Annotated in this window: 19 protein-coding genes; 11 read left to right on the top strand and 8 right to left on the bottom strand. The window is 42.1% G+C overall.

Translation table 11 applies throughout. The features are described from left to right. Entirely contained in the window at window positions 1–1,476 is a 1,476-nt protein-coding gene (gene cysS, locus BHV73_RS01040) for a cysteine--tRNA ligase (RefSeq protein ID WP_087413137.1), read from the bottom strand. Window positions 1,477–1,547: 71 nt separating this feature from the next. After that, window positions 1,548–2,369 carry a Cof-type HAD-IIB family hydrolase gene (locus tag BHV73_RS01035; protein WP_087413136.1) on the bottom strand — a complete coding sequence of 274 codons (822 nt, stop codon included), beginning with the start codon at window positions 2,367–2,369 and terminating at the stop codon, window positions 1,548–1,550. Between the two features lie 73 nt (window positions 2,370–2,442). On the opposite strand from BHV73_RS01035, the gene mnmA reads away from it, so the two are divergent. Further along, complete coding sequence (gene mnmA, locus BHV73_RS01030) at window positions 2,443–3,495, top strand: tRNA 2-thiouridine(34) synthase MnmA (protein WP_087413157.1); 1,053 nt, start codon at window positions 2,443–2,445, stop codon at window positions 3,493–3,495. Here the strand turns inward: mnmA and BHV73_RS01025 are convergent. After that, on the bottom strand, window positions 3,485–5,002 hold the full coding sequence (locus BHV73_RS01025) for a GH3 auxin-responsive promoter family protein (RefSeq protein WP_022217790.1): 1,518 nt from the start codon (window positions 5,000–5,002) through the stop codon (window positions 3,485–3,487). The two genes, mnmA and BHV73_RS01025, sit on opposite strands and share 11 nt — an antisense overlap. A 129-nt stretch (window positions 5,003–5,131) precedes the next feature. Here BHV73_RS01025 and BHV73_RS01020 point away from each other — a divergent pair, with 129 nt between their 5' ends. Then, entirely contained in the window at window positions 5,132–6,142 is a 1,011-nt protein-coding gene (locus BHV73_RS01020) for an ATP-dependent 6-phosphofructokinase (RefSeq protein WP_009120254.1), read from the top strand. Here the strand turns inward: BHV73_RS01020 and rnc are convergent. From rnc to BHV73_RS01005, 3 genes are read right to left on the bottom strand one after another with little or no spacing between them, the layout of a single operon-like run. Continuing rightward, window positions 6,101–7,048, bottom strand: coding sequence for a ribonuclease III (gene rnc / locus BHV73_RS01015; protein WP_022217791.1), 948 nt, complete (start codon window positions 7,046–7,048; stop codon window positions 6,101–6,103). The genes BHV73_RS01020 and rnc overlap by 42 nt on opposite strands. Before the next feature lie 7 nt (window positions 7,049–7,055). Further along, the gene (fabF, locus tag BHV73_RS01010) at window positions 7,056–8,318 is read right to left on the bottom strand and encodes a beta-ketoacyl-ACP synthase II (protein ID WP_009120256.1); all 1,263 of its coding nucleotides are present in this window, start codon (window positions 8,316–8,318) and stop codon (window positions 7,056–7,058) included. 23 nt (window positions 8,319–8,341) lie between these two features. After that, complete coding sequence (locus BHV73_RS01005; RefSeq protein WP_286736041.1) at window positions 8,342–8,545, bottom strand: acyl carrier protein; 204 nt, start codon at window positions 8,543–8,545, stop codon at window positions 8,342–8,344. Window positions 8,546–8,637: 92 nt separating this feature from the next. Here BHV73_RS01005 and purN point away from each other — a divergent pair, with 92 nt between their 5' ends. Continuing rightward, on the top strand, window positions 8,638–9,264 hold the full coding sequence (gene purN, locus BHV73_RS01000) for a phosphoribosylglycinamide formyltransferase (protein ID WP_087413135.1): 627 nt from the start codon (window positions 8,638–8,640) through the stop codon (window positions 9,262–9,264). A gap of 38 nt (window positions 9,265–9,302) precedes the next feature. Here purN and pdxB read toward each other — a convergent pair whose 3' ends face one another. Next, window positions 9,303–10,352, bottom strand: coding sequence for a 4-phosphoerythronate dehydrogenase PdxB (gene pdxB / locus BHV73_RS00995; RefSeq protein WP_022217834.1), 1,050 nt, complete (start codon window positions 10,350–10,352; stop codon window positions 9,303–9,305). A 525-nt stretch (window positions 10,353–10,877) separates the two neighbouring features. Between pdxB and BHV73_RS00990 the strand changes: the two genes are divergently transcribed. The 7 genes from BHV73_RS00990 to BHV73_RS00960 all read left to right on the top strand — a co-directional run bounded on the left by BHV73_RS00990 (window position 10,878) and on the right by BHV73_RS00960 (window position 17,142). Continuing rightward, window positions 10,878–11,594, top strand: a complete 717-nt coding sequence (locus BHV73_RS00990) for a hypothetical protein (protein WP_022217832.1) — start codon at window positions 10,878–10,880, stop codon at window positions 11,592–11,594. A 7-nt stretch (window positions 11,595–11,601) separates the two neighbouring features. Then, entirely contained in the window at window positions 11,602–12,366 is a 765-nt protein-coding gene (locus BHV73_RS00985) for a lipopolysaccharide kinase InaA family protein (RefSeq protein ID WP_009120261.1), read from the top strand. 7 nt (window positions 12,367–12,373) lie between these two features. Then, the gene (locus tag BHV73_RS00980; RefSeq protein WP_022217831.1) at window positions 12,374–13,270 is read left to right on the top strand and encodes a glycosyltransferase family 2 protein; all 897 of its coding nucleotides are present in this window, start codon (window positions 12,374–12,376) and stop codon (window positions 13,268–13,270) included. Between the two features lie 86 nt (window positions 13,271–13,356). After that, window positions 13,357–14,373, top strand: coding sequence for a glycosyl transferase family 90 (locus tag BHV73_RS00975; protein WP_009120263.1), 1,017 nt, complete (start codon window positions 13,357–13,359; stop codon window positions 14,371–14,373). 12 nt (window positions 14,374–14,385) lie between these two features. Then, complete coding sequence (locus BHV73_RS00970) at window positions 14,386–15,300, top strand: glycosyltransferase family 8 protein (RefSeq protein WP_022217829.1); 915 nt, start codon at window positions 14,386–14,388, stop codon at window positions 15,298–15,300. Window positions 15,301–15,324: 24 nt separating this feature from the next. Further along, window positions 15,325–16,209: a capsular polysaccharide synthesis protein gene (locus tag BHV73_RS00965; protein WP_087413134.1), complete on the top strand. Its 885-nt coding sequence runs from the start codon at window positions 15,325–15,327 to the stop codon at window positions 16,207–16,209. Window positions 16,210–16,272: 63 nt separating this feature from the next. Further along, window positions 16,273–17,142, top strand: a complete 870-nt coding sequence (locus BHV73_RS00960; protein WP_286736000.1) for a WaaS/CpsH family glycosyltransferase — start codon at window positions 16,273–16,275, stop codon at window positions 17,140–17,142. On the opposite strand, the gene glf is transcribed toward BHV73_RS00960, so the two are convergent. Beyond that, a complete protein-coding gene (gene glf / locus BHV73_RS00955) occupies window positions 17,132–18,253 on the bottom strand; it encodes a UDP-galactopyranose mutase (RefSeq protein WP_022217826.1) in 1,122 nt (373 codons plus the stop codon). The genes BHV73_RS00960 and glf overlap by 11 nt on opposite strands. Window positions 18,254–18,463: 210 nt before the next feature. Here glf and BHV73_RS00950 point away from each other — a divergent pair, with 210 nt between their 5' ends. After that, entirely contained in the window at window positions 18,464–20,302 is a 1,839-nt protein-coding gene (locus tag BHV73_RS00950; protein WP_087413156.1) for an ABC transporter ATP-binding protein, read from the top strand. Window positions 20,303–20,417 lie beyond the last annotated feature (115 nt).

Raw genomic sequence — 20,417 nt, 5'->3', positions numbered from 1 at the left:
TTATTTGTTCAGCTTCCATTCACATCCGTCTTTGGTGTCTTTGATGGCAAAACCTAATGCGGTCAGTTCATCGCGGATTTTGTCGGATGTAGCCCAATCCTTGTTGGCTTTGGCTTTTATGCGCTCTTCCAGCAGCATATCCACTACTTTACCGAAGGCGGCTTCGCGTTCTTCGTTGGAGTTGTTCTCTTCTTTCAGTCCCAATATGTCGAAGCAGAAGAGGTAGAAAGTTTCTTTCAACTCTTGCAAGTCCTCGGCTGTAATGGTGTCATTGCCTGCAATAATGTTGTTTATCATTCTGGCGCCGTCAAAAAGATGGGCTATTACAATCGGAGAGTTCAAATCATCGTTCATAGCTTCATAGCATTTGGCGCGTAATGTTTTTACGTCTACCGTAGAAGCCTTGCCCGGCGTAATCTTTTCCAGCCCATGTACGGCATCCATAAGTCTTGTCAGGCCTTTTTCCGCTGCTTGCAGGGCTTCGTTGCTGAAGTCTACCGTACTGCGGTAGTGTGCCTGAAGGATAAAGAAACGAATAGTCATCGGACTGTAAGCCTGTGCCAGCGTCTTGTTTGAACCGGTGAAGAATTCATCCAGTGTGATGAAGTTACCGAGGCTTTTACCCATTTTCTGCCCGTTGATGGTTATCATATTGTTATGCATCCAATAGTGTACCATGTCATCGCCCTGTGATGCTACGGATTGTGCGATTTCACATTCGTGATGCGGGAAAACGAGGTCCATGCCGCCACCGTGGATATCGAAATGCTTACCCAGATATTTCTTACCCATTGCGGTACATTCGGCGTGCCAGCCGGGGAAACCGTCACTCCACGGGCTTGGCCAGCGCATGATATGTTCGGGTTGGGCGCGCTTCCACAATGCAAAGTCAGCGGGATTATGCTTTTCTTCCTGGCCGTCCAGTTCGCGGGTGGTATTCAGTACATCATCCAGGTTACGTCCGGACAGTTTGCCGTAATGATGGTCTTTGTTGTATTTGGCTACATCAAAGTAAATGGAGCCTTCGCTTTCGTAAGCGTAGCCGTTCTTTAATATCTCTTTTACCAGCTCTATCTGCTCGATGATGTGTCCCGATGCATGTGGTTCGATGCTTGGAGAAAGCACGTTCAACGCTTCCATTGCCTTGTGGTAACGGTTGATATAATACTGTGCCACTTCCATGGGTTCGAGTTGCTCCAAACGGGCTTTTTTCGCGATTTTATCTTCGCCATCGTCTGCGTCATGCTCTAAGTGTCCTACATCGGTGATGTTGCGGACATAACGTACTTTATAGCCGATGTGTGTGAGATAGCGGAAAAGCAAATCGAAAGTAATGGCAGGACGTGCATGCCCCAAGTGGGCATCTCCGTAAACGGTCGGTCCACAAACATACATGCCCACGTGAGGAGCATGCAGAGGCACGAATAACTCCTTTTTTCTATCTAAGGTGTTGTAAATGGTCAGTTGTTGTTCCATAACGTTTGATAATTAGTTCTTTTTGGAAAGGCAAAGGTATAACAAATATTTGTAAATTAGGGCTATCTGTTCTAAAAAGCATGTAGGAAGTGTTGTTCTACGGCTATGGCTACTCCATCTTCGTCATTGCTTGGAGCAATGTAATCCGCCGCTGCTTTGACAGGTTCCTGCGCATTTCCCATGGCTATGCCGAGTCCGGCATATTTTATCATGCTGAGGTCATTGTAACCGTCCCCCATGGCTATCATTTCTTCGCGGGTGATACCTGTTTTTTCCAGTAATACGGCGAGAGAGCGGGCTTTGTCTATGCCTAACGGTACGAGTTCGAGAAAATAAGGTTCCGAACGGTATACGCTGATTTGCCTTTGCAGACGCAGGCTGAGTTCGGTTTCCGTATTTATGAGTTGTTCCGGTTCGCCTACGATGAGGCATTTGGGAAGGGGGCGGGGCGTCTCTTGCAGAAAGTTATCTACGCGTCGCACCTGCATTTTGTTGAGGAATGCTTCTTTCTTGACATATGGGTCGTCGGGATTTTCGGTGAGGATGAACTCATTGTCGTAGGTGAGGATGGTTTGCCGGTTGTCAATAGCGGTTTCATAAAGGATAGGAAGCACTTCATCGGGAAGCAGGTTTTTGTATAGTAGTTCGCCGGTGTTCCAGTTTATGATTTCTCCGCCATTGTAGGAAAGAATGTACCCGTTGTGTTCTTTCATTTGTAACTGTTCTGCCAGGGGAACAATACCGTAGGTGGGACGGCCGGAAGCCAGCACCAGGCGTACGCCGCTTTGTTGCAGACGCAGTAGAGTACGAAGGTTGCGTGGTGATATTTCTTTCTTCGAATTAGTCAGGGTGCCGTCCAGGTCGAGGACGAGCAGGCGATAGTCTTGTCTCATGGTTTAAAATTGATTATTTTTTTGAAAGTGGCAAAGATAGAGTTTTCTCAGGATGAAATACTATTTTTGCAGCATGAACTCAAAAGAACGTGTATTATTGGGTATGAGCGGCGGCACGGATAGTTCTGTGGCTGCTATGAAATTGCAGGAGGCCGGCTATGAAGTAACGGGGGTTACCTTTCGTTTTTATGAGGCGGATGGAAAAGCGGAATATCTGGAAGATGCCCGTACGCTGGCTGATAGACTGGGTATTGAGCATATTATATATGATGCGAGGAAGCTTTTCCGTGAACGTATTATTCGCTATTTTATAGATGAATACCTGGCGGGGCATACTCCTGTTCCCTGCACCCTTTGCAATAATGAGCTGAAATGGAAGCTTTTGGCGGAAATAGCCGATGAAAAGGGAATTTATTGGATTTCTACCGGACATTACGTACGTAAACTCCTTTTAGAGGACACCTATTATATCGCTCCGGCAGCCGACAGAGATAAGGATCAGACTTTCTTTTTGTGGGGTTTGAAGCAAGATATCCTGAAACGAATGTTACTCCCGATGGGGGATATGACAAAGGAGGAGGCACGTGCTTATGCCGCTGGACGTGGATTTATGCGTGTCGCCACTAAGAAAGACAGTATAGGAGTGTGTTTCTGTCCGTTGGACTATCGTTCTTTCTTGAAACGTGAAGTCCCTGCGGAACAGCTTCCGGGCAGGGGACATTTTCTCGATGAAAAGGGGGAAATATTAGGATGGCATGAAGGATATCCTTTCTATACGATAGGTCAGCGGCGTGGACTGGGGCTTCATCTGAATCGTGCCGTATTTGTGAAGGAAATCAAAATGGACACGAACGAGGTGGTACTTGCACCGCTTGCCTCCTTGTATAAAAATGAAATGTATCTTAAGGACTGGAACCTTATCAGTACACATCGGGTGTTAGGGGCGGAGACAGTGATCGTAAAGATACGCTATCGTAAACAAGCAAACCGTTGTATGGTTACTTTGGAAGGGGACGGACATCTGCGAGTATCGTTGTTGGAACCGTTGGAGTCTATCGCTCCGGGGCAAGCCGCCGCTTTCTATGATGCAACCGGCTTGCTGTTGGGCGGTGGTATTATTCTTTGAAATTGAGTTTCAACATTTCCTCAATATGTTCCCTCGTGTTACTGAGGCGCGGTACCTTATGTTGTCCGCCAAGCTTGCCTTTACTGTCCAACCAATCATGGAACAGGCCTTTGCGAGCGACAATTATCTCTAATGGCTGCAAAGCCAAGTCGTTCTGTCGTTTAGCTTCATAATCGGAGTTTACTTCTTTGAGGGTGTCATCCAGTATTTGGGCAAATTTCTCCGGACTGTCCGGCATTTGAGCAAACTCAATCAGCCATTGATGACGGCATTTGGCATGTTCGTCCATAAAAACAGGAGCGGCGGAATAGTCTATAATTTGTGCTCCCGTGGCAGCGCAGGCTTTAGTCAGCCCTTTTTCCGCATTGTCTACAATCAGTTCTTCGCCGAAAGCGTTGATGAAATGCTTAGTACGTCCGGTAATGACGAATTTATACGGGTGGTTACCGGTGAACTTCACAGTATCTCCAATCATATAACGCCAAAGCCCGGCAGAAGTGGAGATAACCATTGCGTAGTTTTTATTGAGTTCCACTTCTTCCAGACAACAGATACGAGGATTTTCCTTACCGACATCTTCCAATGGAATAAACTCATAGAAGATACCGTAATCGATCATCAGCAGCATAGCCGGATCGTTCGGGTCGTTCTGTGTGCCAAAATAGCCTTCGGACGCATTGTATGTTTCTATATAGTGCATCTTGGAGCTTTTGATAACCTGTCTGTATTGCTCCCGGTAAGGAGTAAAAGCTACTCCGCCATGGAAGAATACTTCCAGGTTAGGCCATACTTCCTCTAAAGACTGTTTTCCGGTTTTCTCGAGTATATGTTTGATAAGTACCAGCATCCAGGAAGGTACACCCGAAAGATTGGTGACGTTGGTATGAAGCGTGCTGTTGGCTATGGCTTCCATTTTGGGTTCGAACTCGCTCATCAGAGCGATTTCCTTGCTTGGTACGCGAATGTGGTTGACCAGCGGGTGTACGTTCTGTATCAGGATGGCGGACAAGTCGCCCACCAGACTATGATTGGAGTTTAGGTTAGGGCTGTGACTGCCGCCGAGAATCAATCCTTTTCCGGAGAAAAAGCGGCTTTCGGGATTTATTCCCAAATAGATGGCGACGGCATCTTTCCCGCCTTGATAATGAGTATCTTGCAGAGATTCTTTGCTGACAGGTAAGAATTTACTTTTATCATTGGTAGTTCCCGAAGACTTGGCAAACCAGCGTATTTCCGAAGGCCATAGCAGATTCTGCTCACCGGCACGCAAACGGGCTACATAAGGTTTGATTTCTTCGTAAGTTTGTATAGGAAGGCGTTTTTTGAAATCTTCATAAGTACGAATAGAAGCGTAGTCATATTTCTTTCCCCATTCCGTATTGGCGGCCATGCGTACCAAACGTCTCAGGACACCTGCTTGCAGTTCGCTTGCATGGTCGGTATACAGTTCGATTTCTTTCAAGCGGGGGGTGAAGTATACTTTATTCAGAAATTTTGTAATATTCATCGTTCTTATTGAAATCTGTTTAAGTGCGCAAAAATAATCTTATTTATCGGCATCTCTATCTTTTTTCTCTTTTTTTTCTATCTTTACGTCCGTATAGGTGAAAAGAACCGTAATTTAAACTAAAACATCATGAGAATCGGTATTCTGACTTCAGGCGGGGATTGCCCCGGTATCAATGCAACTATTCGCGGCGTTTGTAAAACCGCCATCAATTACTACGGAATGGAGGTGGTAGGTATCCATAGCGGTTTTCAAGGACTGTTGACAAAAGATGTGGAGTCGTTTACGGACAAGTCTCTGTCGGGATTATTGAATCTGGGCGGTACGATGTTGGGTACTTCCCGTGAAAAGCCGTTCAAGAAAAACGGGGTGGTATCCGATGTAGACAAACCTGCTCTGATAGAACAGAATGTAAAGGAGTTGGGGCTGGACTGCATAGTCTGTATCGGCGGTAACGGCACGCAGAAAACAGCTGCCAAGCTGGCTGCTATGGGATTGAATATCGTTTCCGTACCTAAGACCATTGATAATGACATTTGGGGAACCGATTTCTCTTTCGGCTTTGATTCTGCCGTCAGTATTGCTACGGATGCCATAGACCGGTTACACTCTACCGCCAGTTCGCACAAGCGGGTGATGGTGATAGAAGTGATGGGGCATAAAGCGGGCTGGATTGCGCTGTACTCCGGTATGGCCGGTGGCGGTGATGTGATTTTAATTCCCGAGCTTTCTTATAATATCCATAATATAGGCGATACGATTTTGAATCGTCTGAAGAAGGGGAAGCCTTATTCTATTGTTGTGGTTGCCGAGGGGATTCAGACGGATGGCAGGAAACGCGCAGCTGAATATATCGCACAAGAGATTGAATACGAAACGGGTATTGAAACACGTGAGACTGTTTTGGGCTATATTCAGCGCGGTGGTTCGCCTACGCCTTTTGACCGCAATTTGTCGACCCGTATGGGTGGTCATGCTACGGAATTGATTGCAGGAGGGCAGTTTGGACGTATGGTAACGTTGAAAGGGAATGAAATATCTTCCGCGCCTCTGGAGGAGATAGCCGGAAAACTCAAATTAGTGACTGAAGACCATGATTTAGTCGTTCAGGGTAAGCGTATGGGGATTTGTTTCGGGTGATTTGGCTGTATCTTGTACAGTATCCGTAGGTTCTGTATTATCCGTAGCTTCGAGAACCTCTGATGTTTCTGCAACGGGAGTATTTTCTGTGACGGTTTCGTTTTCCTCTGCTGCAATATCTTCCTTTGCCGCGTGGTTCTGTATTTTGGCAGTTTCAATGGCTTCTTTGAAGGCTTCGTCGTTCTTGATTTTTTTCAATGCCATTTGTGCGGCGTTTTGCTGTGACTCTTTTTTGGAATAGCCCGTACCTGTGCCGGCAGAAAGGCTTTCTATGCGAACTTCTGTGTGAAACATCGGGTTGTAATCCCTGTCGAGGAACTGTTCTATCAACTCAAAGGAAACCTCCATTTTGTTTTTCTGGCTCCATTCGATAAGTTTGGATTTGAAGTTGACTTCCTTGCGTGACATCTTGTCGAGGTCGATGTAGTTCTTGAGGATTTTTTTCTCCATGAACTGCTTGCAACGTTCGTAGCCTTGGTCCAAATAGATAGCCCCGATAAATGCTTCGAAGGCGTTGCCGTACATATAGCTGTTGTGTGACGAAGAACGGGTGGAATACTTGACAAGTTTGTCCAGTCCTATTTCTACGGCCAGTTTGTTCAAGGTTTCCCGTTGCACGATTTTAGAACGGGTATTGGTAAGAAAACCTTCACGACGGCCCTCGAAGTGCTTGTATACAATGTCTCCTACGATGGCGTCCAAGATGGCGTCACCCAAGAATTCCAATCGCTCGTTGTTTAACGGACGTCCTTTCTCGGAGCGGACAGAGGTGGATTTATGCAGTAGAGCCTGCTGATAGAACCGAATATCACGGGGAAAAAAACCAAGTATCCTATAAAAACAAAAATAAGACTCTCTATCCTTACGGAATAAGAGCCTTATTTTGTCTATTTGGTTACGTAACACGACCGTATTATTCTGCGTATTTCTTGAAAATAACACATGCGTTATGACCGCCGAATCCAAAAGTATTGGATAAAGCCACGTTCACTTCACGCTTCTGAGCCTTGTTGAACGTAAAGTTCAGGTCATAGTCGATGTTTTCGTCGTTATCACCCTCTTCGTGATTGATAGTCGGAGGAACAATGCCATTTTGGATGGCAAGGATACTTGCAATAGCCTCTACCGCACCGGCAGCACCCAGCAAGTGACCTGTCATGGATTTGGTGGAGCTGATATTCAACTCATAGGCATGTTTTCCGAATACCTCTTGGATAGCTTTCACTTCCGAGATATCACCGACAGGAGTAGATGTACCATGAACATTGATGTAATCTACTTCTTCGGGTTTCATTTCTGCATCTTCCAACGCATTTGTCATTACCAGTTTGGCTCCCAAACCTTCCGGATGAGAAGCGGTTAAGTGATGAGCGTCGGCAGACATTCCCACACCGGCAACCTCTGCATAAATCTTGGCACCACGTGCTTTAGCGTGTTCCAGTTCCTCAAGAACCAGACATCCGCCGCCTTCACCCATGATGAAACCGTCACGGCTCGCGCTGAACGGGCGAGATGCGGTTTCCGGAGAGTCATTGCGGGTAGATAAAGCATGCATGGCATTGAAACCACCTACACCACAAGCGGCAATAGCTGCTTCCGAACCACCGCTGATGATAGCGTTAGCCTTACCCAAACGGATGAGGTTGAATGCGTCAGCGATAGCATTGGTAGAAGTGGCGCATGCGGAACAAGTCGCGTAGTTAGGACCATGAAAACCGTACAGAATAGAAATTTGTCCGGCAGCAATATCCGAAATCATCTTCGGGATGAAGAACGGATTGAACTTGGGACCGTTTTCTTTATGGAGGGCATAGTTACCTGCTTCTTCTTCAAATGTACGGATTCCACCAATACCGGCACCAAAGATGACGCCGATTTTGTTCAAATCCTCATTTTCGACATCAAGACCGGAATCTTCTACCGCTTGCTTGGCTACACCGATGGCATATTGAGTGTACAAGTCCATCTTGCGAGCCTCTTTGCGGTCGATATATTGATTGGCATCAAAGTTCTTCACTTCGCATGCGAATTGGGTCTTGAAAAGCGATGCGTCGAAATGAGTAATAGGCCCCGCTCCACTAACCCCATTCACGAGATTTTCCCAAAACTCGGGTACTGTGTTGCCAATGGGAGTAATGGCGCCAAGACCTGTTACTACAACTCTTTTTAATTCCATACTAAGAAATGAATGGATTAAGATTACTTAGCGTGTTCTTCGATGTAAGATACAGCATCGCCTACAGTACCAATCTTCTCAGCTTGGTCATCAGGAATAGAGATACCGAATTCTTTTTCGAATTCCATGATAAGTTCTACAGTGTCAAGAGAATCTGCTCCCAAATCGTTAGTGAAGCTAGCTTCGTTAGTAACTTCTGATTCTTCAACGCCTAATTTGTCGACGATAAGTTTTTAATTAATAATTAGTTTTATTTCTTTAAATTTGCGGTGCAAAGGAATGAATATTTATCATTCCTCGCAAATATTTGATGAATTAAATGCACATTTTTGCACATTTTTCACGGTTTTGTGCAGGGATTGGAGGGTTTATGAGTAAAAACATTGCTATTTTTGCTTCCGGTAACGGGACAAATGCAGAGAATATCATCCGTTATTTCCAAAATAGCGAATTGGTGAACGTAGAGCTGGTTTTGACTAATAGAGAGAGTGCCTTTGTTTTGGAACGTGCACGTAGTCTGAATGTTCCGTTCGCCTGTATGGGCAAGGCCGAATGGATGGACGGGACAGCTGTATTGTCTTTGTTGGAAAATAGAGGAATCGACTTTATCGTCCTTGCCGGTTTCCTTGCACGTGTGCCGGACTGTATCTTGCATGCTTATCCTAATAAAATTATAAATATTCATCCTTCCTTATTGCCTAAGTTTGGCGGTAAGGGGATGTATGGTGATCGGGTGCATGAAGCAGTAGTGGCTGCCGGTGAAACAGAAACCGGTATTACCATACATTATTTAAATGAACATTTCGATGAAGGCGAAATTATAGTACAGTACAAATGTCCTGTTGTGGCGGAGGATACAGTAGGGGATATAGCAAAGAAAGTACATGCGCTGGAGTATGAGTATTATCCGAAGGTTATCGACAGTTTGTTGTCGGAAGTGCGCTGATAGCCTTTCGGAATACGATTTCTAAGAGAAGCGACATATTATTCCGAATGGTTCAGAATTGTGTATGCTTTTTTTTCTCTTCTTAGAGGGTAGTCCCCCCGTAACTTTTCAAATAATTCCGGATGTGTTTTGAGTGCATTACTATCTTGTCGGGGATCGTATATTTGCAAATAGGCATCTGACAAGGTTTTTGCCGTAATTTGCGGTTGGCTTGGGGCAGGAGGAATAATCTGATAGTCCGCCTGTATATTGAAATACCGGCATAGAGCATCCAGCGACATACGGGTTGCATTGGCTTTACCGTCTGCCGAATAACCGGCGATGTGCGGTGTACCGAGGAATACCTTCTTTAATAGGGTGAGGTTTATAGCCGGTTCATTTTCCCAAACATCGATGATAGCGTCTGAAATCAGTTTTGTTTCCAAAGCGTTCAGCAGTGCATCGGTTTCGATTACTTCTCCGCGTGAGGTGTTAATGATGACGGGTTTTTGCTTTAATGATTGAAAAAAGGCTGTGTCGGCCAGATGGTGAGTTCTGTATTTACCTTCTTTATATAAAGGTACGTGGAAAGTGAGTACGTTACATTCTTTTGCAAGTGTTTGCAGGGATGAAAAGTTCTGTTTCCCCTCTTTGTCTTCACGAGGAAGGTCGTTCAGTAAGACACGCATTCCCAATTCTTGTGCCACTTTTGCAACTTTACTACCTACATTCCCTACTCCGATGATGCCAATAGTAGCTTCCGATAAATTAATACCTTTCGATTCTTGCAGTAAAATTAAAGATGAATGTAGGTATTGGGCTACGGAAGCGGAATTGCAGCCGGGGGCATTCGTCCATGTAATACCGGCTTCACGGCAGTATTCCGTATCGATGTGGTCGAAGCCGATGGTTGCCGTAGCAATAAACTTTACTTTACTGCCCTCCAATAATCCTCGGTTGCAACGAGTGCGTGTGCGGATGATGAGTGCATCCGCATCTTTCACCAGAGAAGGGGTGAAGTCTTTTCCCGGCGTATAGACCACTTCATCGGCTATCTTTTCGATGGCTTCCTTTATAAAAGGTATTTTATTATCGACAATTACTTTCATAACGCTTTTGTTTATTGCAGGCAAAGTTAGAAATAATTCGTGAGAACAGATGTTCCTGATGTAATAATGCATACCTTTGATCAATTGTTTAAATCATAAATTTATATACTGATGAATGCGCTTGCTAAATTTTGCAGAAAGAGGCCTTTATATGCTTGCTGCCATCTTGAAAAGTTCCCGTGCCATAATGCAACGTTTACGATAATTGAGACTTTTGCCAAATTGCGTGAACTTTCCCGTACAATAAACAGCTTGCCAGATGCTTCTGAGGAATAACAGAAATCCTTGATTGGAGAAAAGCGGTGATTTGTTTTCCGATTTATTGGATAATAATCTTCAAGCGACGGATTCGGAAACAACTATCGAATTAAATCTTGCCGTATTGAAAGTAAAGCATACGGGTTAAGCGGAGAGCGGATAAGGAATAAATGCAGGGAACTGTTTGGCTGTATGCAAAATATTGTATAGTTTTGTCAACTTGTGGGAATCTTATAGCTTGTTGAATAAAGACTAATTATATATCCAATGAAGTGTATTCATATCATTACTCCCGTAAAGGATTCTATTGAATTGACGCTGCAAACCGTGGAAGCCATTATGGCATCCGGTTTTCAAACGCCGTTTACTTATACCGTCTACAATGATTTCAGTACGGAAGAAAACACGGTTAGGTTGAAAGAGGCGTCTGAAAAACTGGGCTTTGAGTTGGTGAATCTTGCAGAAATTACGGATCATCCATCACCGAACTATTTGTTGGTTCTGCAAATGGCTCAACAACGTGCCATTGAAGCGGAGGCAGGTTTGATTATTGTCGAGTCGGATGTTTTGGTAAAGAAGAATACATTGCAAGCTTTATTTGACGGAGCGACGGAACGAATAGACTGTGGTATCGCCGCCGCCGTCACAGTAGATGAAAAAGGAGAAATCAATTACCCTTATCTTTTCGCAAAAGGTAAGGAGAACCAGGTTTTTCCCGAGAAGAAACATTGTAGTTTTTGTTGCTCTCTGCTGACTTTGAATTTTCTGAAAGCTTTCGATTTTCATCAATTAAATCCTGAAAAGAACTGGCATGATGTGACCATCTCGCATCAATCTTTGAAAGAAGGGTTTAAGAATTATCTGTTTACTACATTGCCGGTGTTACACCAACCGCATGGTAGCCGTCCGTGGAAACAGTTGAAATATAAAAATCCGTTGAAATACTATTGGTTGAAGTATACGAGAGGATTAGATAAAATTTGATATATTTATGGAATCTGAAATGAACCGGAAAAACGATATACTTCATCCTCGTACTTTAGTTATTCATCAGGATTTTGAAGAGTTAAGAGATTTTATCTTGTCTTTACCAGAACGTTTTGAAAGAAATGAAGGTGTTGTTATTCATAAAGGGCGTAATGAATTAAGAAAGATGAAGTATAATGGTCGAGAATATGTTGTCAAGTCTTTTCATCGTCCTAACTTTATCAATCGTTTTGTGTATGGTATTTTCCGCCCTTCTAAAGCAAAGCGTTCTTATGATCATGCCGACATGTACCTGAAGATAGGAGTGGGGACTCCCCGGCCGGTAGGATATCTTAACGTTCGCAGTGGCCTCTTGTTCGATAGAAGTTACTATGTGAGCTGTTTGTCAACATGTCCTTATGTTTATAATGACTTATTCAAACAAAAGTTTGAATATGAAGAGGAGGTTTTGCGTGAGATAGGGCGGGTAACTGCTATCCTCCATGAACATGGATATGCTCATAAAGATTATGGGCGCGAAAATATTCTGTTTCAGAAAGTACCGGGGGGAATTAAACTGGAGATTGTGGATTTGAATCGTATGTTTATCGGGACTATCGGCATGAAAGCCGGTTGTAAGAACTTTGAACGTTTACCGGCTACTCCGCAGATGCATCGTTGGATGGCGGAAGAGTATGCAAAGGTTCGTGGATTTGATGCGGAAAAGTGTTTTGAGTTGATGGTTTCCTATAGAAGTACTCAACCGGGAAAGATTAATAATCTTTATTAAAATAGCCATGAATATTATAGCTGTAGTAGTCACCTATAATCGAATAGAACTGTTGAAGCGGACTGTTCACTGCCTACGGCAGAATAAACCGGTTACTTCAATCGTAGTTGTCAATAATGGAAGTACCGATGCTACTGCCGAGTGGTTGAAGACGCAACCGGAACTGACTGTTATCAATCAAACCAATGTAGGAGGTTCAGGCGGATTTTATACCGGGATACAATATGCGTATCAGGCAGGTGCGGATTGGATTTGGTGTATGGATGACGATGTTTTTCCACGTGCTGATTGTTTAGAACAGTTGTTACTGCATGCCGATCAGAAGAATATAGGGATACTTGCACCGCGTCGTTTACAGGAAGGTAAGCTCTTTACACATGAGTTTCAAGGATATAATTTGACAAATCCTTTTGCTTCCATGTATACCGGAAAATTATCAAGGCAAACGGTAACTGAGCCTGTCGAGATACAAGGGGCAGCCTTTGAAGGACCATTCATAAAGCGTGAGGTCATTGAGAAGATAGGTTACCCTAATAAAGAACTGTTTATCTTTTGTGATGATACGGACTATTGTCTTCGTACAGTGCAGTCCGGTTATAAGATATTGTATGTTCCCACAGCATTAATGGATAAAGAAAAGTTTTTTTCAAATGATAGTTGGAGTGAGCGGAACAAAAAGAAAAAGTGGAAACGTTTTTACCAGATACGTAATTCTACTTATTTGAATCATCATTATGGTCGTAATTGGGCGGTAAAATATCTTCGCGGTTTTAATGGAGTAATAGGTTATATCTTAACAGCTTTTGTAACCTGTCCGTTTTCCGATGCCTATCAGTGGGGTGATATTCCTAAATTATGGAAAGCGTATTACGACGGGATACATGAACGCTTGGGTAAGATGTGAGAAAAAACGTATAACAATTTTTTAGATAAGAAATAACTTCTATCTTTGTGTCTATTCAATGAATATTTAATATATACTATTTCTAAATGAGCGATAGCCTCTTATATAAACTTCGCAGTGGAAAGCCGCCCAAAATACTCTTTTTTTTAAAAGGATATCTGCAGATGTGTGTGCCTAATGGCTTTTATCGTATACGTAGAAAAGAGTATTTGAAACAAGTAGAGACTCGACCGGATAGAGATTATATCTACGAACGAGTGAACTATTATAATAAAATGCAGTATCCGGTAGAATTGCCTGATAAAATATTGCATGAGCATAAACATAGTTACTATGTATATTTGGATGAGATAAAGAATTTTCGTCCATCTACTTTCCATAAAGCGTATTATTTTGATTTGCAATATGCTGTACGTTGGTTTAGTCGAAGTTTGCGTATTGCCTATATTCCCGGGGATGTATATTTTACTCCGGAATTTCCCTCGATTGTAAAAAGTAGATTACTGAAAGAAGATAATGCATATTCGGTCATACTTAAATTGGATAAGCTACGTCATTTTATTTTTCTGAATGATCCTGTTCCTTTCTCACAAAAACGCGATCAGGCTGTTTTTCGTGGTAAAATCCGCCTTAGTCGTATTCGTGAGAAATTCCTTCAAAAATATTTTGGTTCTTCTATTTGTGACTGCGGCGTGGTAGGTAGGAATGAAGGTTATCCTGAAGTTTGGATGACTCCCAAGAAAACTATTCGAGAACATCTTGATTATAAATTTATTATGGCGCTTGAAGGGAATGATGTTGCTTCTAATCTGAAATGGGTAATGTCTTCTAATTCTATTGCTGTAATGACACGTCCTACCTGTGAGACTTGGTTTATGGAAGGAAAACTTATTCCTGACTATCATTACATAGAGATTAAAGATGATCTTTCCGACTTAGAAGAAAAACTAACTTATTATATCAATCATCCGGTAGAAGCGGAACAGATTGTTAAGCATGCTCATGAATATGTCGCTCAATTTTTTGATGCTGAACGGGAGCGGTTGATTTCATTGCTTGTGATGGATAAATATTTTCAGATGACAGGTCAAAATAATAATTAATCAAATCTTCTTATGATTCATATAGCTTGCAATATTGATGCTAATTTTACGCAACATTGCGCTGTTACATTGGTTTCTTTATTTGAGAACAATAAAACGGCTGATATTTGTGTGCATATTGTTGCTCCGGGTTTACCGGAAAAAGATCAGAATATATTGAAGTCTTTAGCTGCTTCTTATGGTAATGAGGTTTGCTTTTACTTCCCTTCGCCGGAGTTATTGGCAAATTTCTCTATCAGGAAGTTTGGTAAACGTATTTCTATGGCTACTTATTATCGTTGTATGTTTTCCGCTATTTTACCTGCAACGGTAGATAAAGTGTTGTATCTGGATTGTGATATTGTTATTTTAGGAGACATATCGGAGTTTTGGAATACAGATCTTACGGATTATGCAGTGGGATGCGTAGAAGATATCGGATACGATGATATGGAGCGTTATGAAACTTTGAAATACGATTCTAAATATTCTTATTTCAATGCAGGTGTGTTATTGATTAATCTGAAGTATTGGAGAGAACATAAAGTAGATGAACAATGCGTTAAGTATTTCTTGGCTTATCCCGAAAGAATCCGTTACAATGACCAAGACCTTTTGAACGCCCTGTTGCATGAACATAAGTTATTTGTGTCTCTAAAGTGGAATATGCAAGATGCTTTCTACCGGTATGGCATGGAAAAAAAGATTGAGCATTGGCCGACGTTAAAGCAAGATTTGGAAAGTCCGGTTATATTACACTATACTAATAAGAAACCCTGGAACTATGATAGTATGCATCCTTTACGAAGAGAATACTATACTTATTTGGATATGACGCCTTGGAGAGGTAAACGTCCCTTGTTGTCTTTGAAGAACAGTTTATTGCGGTTTATTAAATTGCTTCCGTATGTATTGAAACTACGTAAGCCTAAATATATGAAATTATAACTTGAAGAAATGAGCCATTTCCCGATGCAACAATCTAAGACTAAACGTTTTTTCAAACGCATAGAAAGATTTATTGTTTCTTGTAAGCAATATGTTATTGTACGTCATCTGTTGTTTTCCGGCGGTAAGGAAGTCATTGCTAACTATAAACATTCTTCATTAGAAAACAGTGAACAGATTACAGATGTGTCTCCTATTTGGGTTTGTTGGTGGCAAGGCAGAGATTCTATGCCGGATATTGTGAAAGCCTGTTATAATTCTATTTTAATGCATGCTGGCAACCATCCGGTTATATTGATAACAGGGGATAATTATCATGAATATGTCACTTTGCCGGATTGTATTTTGCAGAAATGGAAAGCGGGTAACATAACTTTGACTCATTTGTCCGATATATTGCGTATGTTATTGTTGAAGGCTCATGGCGGAATCTGGATGGATAGCACAGTGTTGCTTCCTTGCAAGAATATCGGTGATTTTATCAAGCCCTCTAGGATATTTTGGAGTTGCCATCATTTACCTATTTATTATAATATTTCAAGAGGAGGATGGACCGGATTTTTTCTGGCATGTGGTAAAGGAAATCTATTGCCGGCATTTATTTCAGATATGTTCTTAAAATATTGGCAGAACCATAATAAACTGATAGAATATTTATTGATTGATTATACATTCGCCATAGCTCGTGCCAATGTGCCAGCTATACATCAAATGATTGAAGAAGTACCGATAACAGTTATGGGACCTCTTGGTAAGTGTTTAAATCAAGAATACACGGAAGAACGGTGGACTGAATTTTGTTCTAATTATGATTTTCATAAATTAACCTATAAGATACCGTTATCTCTCAAAACTCCGGAAGGGAAAAAGACTTTCTACGGACACATTATCGAAACTTATCTGAAGTAAATCGTTTTAAGAATATATGACTTATATTATACATGCTGATTATCAGCCTTTGAATTATATTATTTGGGGATTGATAGTTCTCAAATAAAGGAAATTTGTTTAAAAGACATTAAAGATACGTTGCTGTTACGTTGTGTGCGTGGATTGCTTCGTCGACTGGGATTATATTGGTTTTTCCGCAGCTTGTATATTAGAAGTGAATCCTTGGAACAACTTTCGCTTATCGAAGAAAATGCAAGAATAATTATTATTGATAACAGGCATCTTGTAGATTTGCGTATTATCGATAAAATATTACCTTCTTCCGTAGAGCGAAATCTTTTTTATTGGACTCCAATTTGTCAGCTTTTTCATCGTTATACTTCTGAAAAGAGAAGTAAATATATGAAGGCTATCAGTAAGATGTATCGGATAAGTAGCTTCAATGCGGATGATGCACGTATTTATCCGGAGATTGCGGTAAAACCTCCTTTTTTTAGATTTCCCAACAAAAGTAAACTAACGTCTGATGTAACACAAGGATTGTACTTTATCGGTTATGAAAAGAATCGCCGAGATGTCTTGTTGGAATACAAGGCTTTATTTGAAAGGCTGGGCTTGCCGTGCTCATTCCTAATATTCAAAAGAAAAATGAAAGGTATATCTTATTTCGAAAATATACAGAATGTGAGCCGGTGTAGTTGTGTCGTCGATATAACAACAGAACAGACAGGTATCTCCTTAAGGCCTTTGGAAGCTCTATTTTTTGATAAGAAGCTGATAACGAATAATAAGAGTATTAAGGAGTATTCTTTTTATCACCCTAATAACATCTTTATATTGGAAGAAGATGATCTGCGTAAGTTACCGGAGTTTGTCACTACCCCGGTAACTGCAGTAAGTGAGAAAGTAAAAGAGGAGTTTGATATAAATTCCTGGATACTTAATTATTAGTTACAGTAATTTCTTTTTCCCACAATGCCAATGCCGCTGCTACTGTGTCGTCCATGTCTGCATAAGTATATTGTGCCAATCTGCCTCCGAATAACATGGTTTTCTGTTGTTGAGCCAATTCCTGATACCTATTGAAGATTTGGGTATTATTCTCGTTATTTACCGGATAATAAGGCTCTTTCCCTTGTTCGAAGTCGTCGGGATATTCGTAGGTGATGACAGTAGAAGGCTGTTTGCCGAATTCAAAATGCTTATGTTCGATTATGCGGGTGTAAGGAGTGTCACGGTCAGTATAGTTTACAACTGCATTACCTTGGAAATCCTCTACATCGGCAAGAAACTTGTGATCGAACCGTAAGCTGCGATATTCCAAATGTCCGCATGCATAGTCGAAATATTCATCTATACAGCCGGTGTAGAGCACTTTTTCCGCTAAAGAGTCCAGTTCTTTGCGGTGTTCCGTATAATCAATTCCGGTGCGGACTTCTATATTCTCCAGCAAAGCGTCGATTAAACGATTATAACCACCGATGGGAATACCTTGATATGAATCGTTGAAATAATTATTATCGAAAATAAAGCGGAACGGAATGCGTTTAATGATAAATGCCGGAAGCTCTGTTGCAGAACGTCCCCATTGTTTCTCCGTATATCCTTTTATCAGTCGCTGGTAAATATCTTTTCCGCAAAGTTTTAGTGCCTGTTCTTCTAAATTTTGCGGGTTGGTTATATGTTCGTACTCTTTACATTGTTCTTGTATTTTTGCTTTGGCTTCTGCTGGAGTACGCACATTCCATAACTGATAGAAAGTATTCATATTAAAAGGAAGATTGTATAATTTCCCTTTATAGTTGGCGATTGGAGAATTGGTATATCTGTTAAATTCCACCAGCTGATTTACATACTGCCAGACCTTTTTATTATCAGTATGAAAAATATGGGCGCCATATTTGTGTACATTAATACCATTTATTTCCTCACAATAGATATTACCGCCAATGTGATGGCGTTTTTCTATTACAAGGCATCTCTTACCGGCTTCATGAGCCTCATGAGCGAATACAGCTCCGAATAAACCGCTGCCTACAATCAGATAATCGTATGGTTTCATTTCTTTTTTAGAGTTAGTTTCTTAACTTATCAAGTCGATTAATCATTTCTTGATTTAACTACAAAGCTACACAATTATTGCCAAGATTACGAAAAAACCGCGATTATCATGTTGCGTTTGATAAAAATATCTGTTCCGTATTTTATTCTCCCCTTGGTTTGTACTATCTTTGTCCCCAATACACAATGTAATGAATTAACTGCTAACCGAATGAAAGAATTCCTCCGACTCCTGCGGCGTTTTGTTCCGCCTTATAAGAAATATCTGATATGGGCATTGTTCCTGAACTTGCTATCGGCAATTCTGAATATATTCTCTTTCGCTCTGATTATTCCTATTCTTCAGATACTTTTCAAAATGGATACCAAGACCTACGAATTTATCCCTTGGGATGCTGTGGGAGTGGGGTTGAAAGATATAGCGGTTAATAATTTCTATTATTACGTCACCGAGATGATAGCCTCGCAGGGCGGTTCATTAACATTGCTGATTTTGGGTGTCTTCCTGGCAGTAATGACTTTACTGAAAGCATTCTCTTATTTCGCCTCTTCGGCTGTGATGATTCCTCTTCGTACGGGTGTGGTGCGTGATATCCGTGCACAAGTATATAATAAGGTGTTACACCTGCCGTTGAGTTTTTTCTCCGAAGAACGGAAAGGCGATATTATTGCCCGCATGAGCGGTGACGTTACCGAGGTGGAGACATCTGTTACCAGTTCGCTGGATATGCTGATAAAGAACCCGATACTGATTATAGCCTATTTCGGCACCTTGATAGCTATCAGTTGGCAGCTGACGCTGTTTACATTGCTGGTTCTTCCGGGTATGGGCTGGATAATGGGTACGGTAGGTAAAAAGCTGAAACGACAGTCGCTGGATGCTCAGGCAAAATGGAGCGATACCATGTCGCAGCTGGAAGAAACCTTGGGCGGATTGCGTATCATCAAAGCTTTCATCGCCGAGAATAAGATGATGGAACGTTTTAATAAGTGCAGCAACGAATATCGCGATGCCATCAATCGGGTAGCTACCCGTCAGGCATTGGCGCATCCCATGAGCGAGTTCTTGGGAACATGCGTTATCGTTATCGTACTGTGGTTTGGCGGAACGTTGATTCTCAGTAATAGCGCTACAATCGATGCCCCTTCGTTCATCTATTACTTGGTGATACTGTACAGCGTTATCAATCCGTTGAAGGAATTCTCCAAAGCCGGATACAACATACCCAAAGGACTCGCCTCCATGGAACGTATCGACAAGATACTCTTTGCGGAGAATCCTATTAAAGAACCTGTCCGGCCGAAGCTGCTTTCCTCGTTGGATGATAAGGTGGAATTTAAGGACATCAGTTTCAGTTATGACGGTTCCCGCCAAGTATTGAAGCATATCAATCTGACAGTGCCCAAAGGCAAGACTATCGCATTGGTAGGACAATCCGGTTCCGGAAAATCCACGTTGGTTGATTTGTTGCCCCGTTATCACGATGTACAATCGGGCGAGATATTGATAGACGGTCTTAACATCAAAGATACGCGTATCTCCGATTTGCGCGGTCTGATAGGAAACGTCAATCAGGAAGCCATTCTCTTTAATGACACTTTCTTCAATAACATAGCTTTCGGTGTAGAGAATGCCACAATGGAACAAGTTATCGAAGCTGCCAAGATAGCGAATGCCCACGATTTTATTATGGATACCGAGAAAGGTTACGATACCAATATCGGTGACCGTGGCGGCAAACTTTCCGGTGGACAACGCCAACGTATCAGTATTGCCCGCGCCATCCTCAAGAATCCTCCTATACTGATTCTGGATGAGGCCACTTCCGCACTCGATACAGAGTCGGAACGCTTGGTGCAAGAGGCTTTGGAGCGATTGATGAAGACTCGTACCACGATTGCCATTGCGCATCGTCTTTCTACAATTAAGAATGCGGATGAAATCTGCGTACTCTATGAGGGAGAAATCGTAGAACGCGGCAAGCATGAGGAACTTCTCGCTAAAGACGGCTACTATAAAAAACTGAATGATATGCAGTCTTTGGGATAAAGGCGGAGCATGTATAACACGGGAGCTCTATAAGTAAATCTTGTTTTCCAACTGCAGGATGAAGTTTAGGCGTAACGACATGATACGCTGAATATTCGGGTATTCAGCCATGAGG

The organism is Bacteroides sp. 44_46, assembly GCF_001915465.1.
Taxonomy (GTDB): Bacteria; Bacteroidota; Bacteroidia; order Bacteroidales; family Bacteroidaceae; genus Bacteroides; species Bacteroides clarus.
The sequence above is the reverse complement of the archived record's forward strand: the minus strand, read 5'-3'. Positions and strand labels throughout refer to the sequence as shown.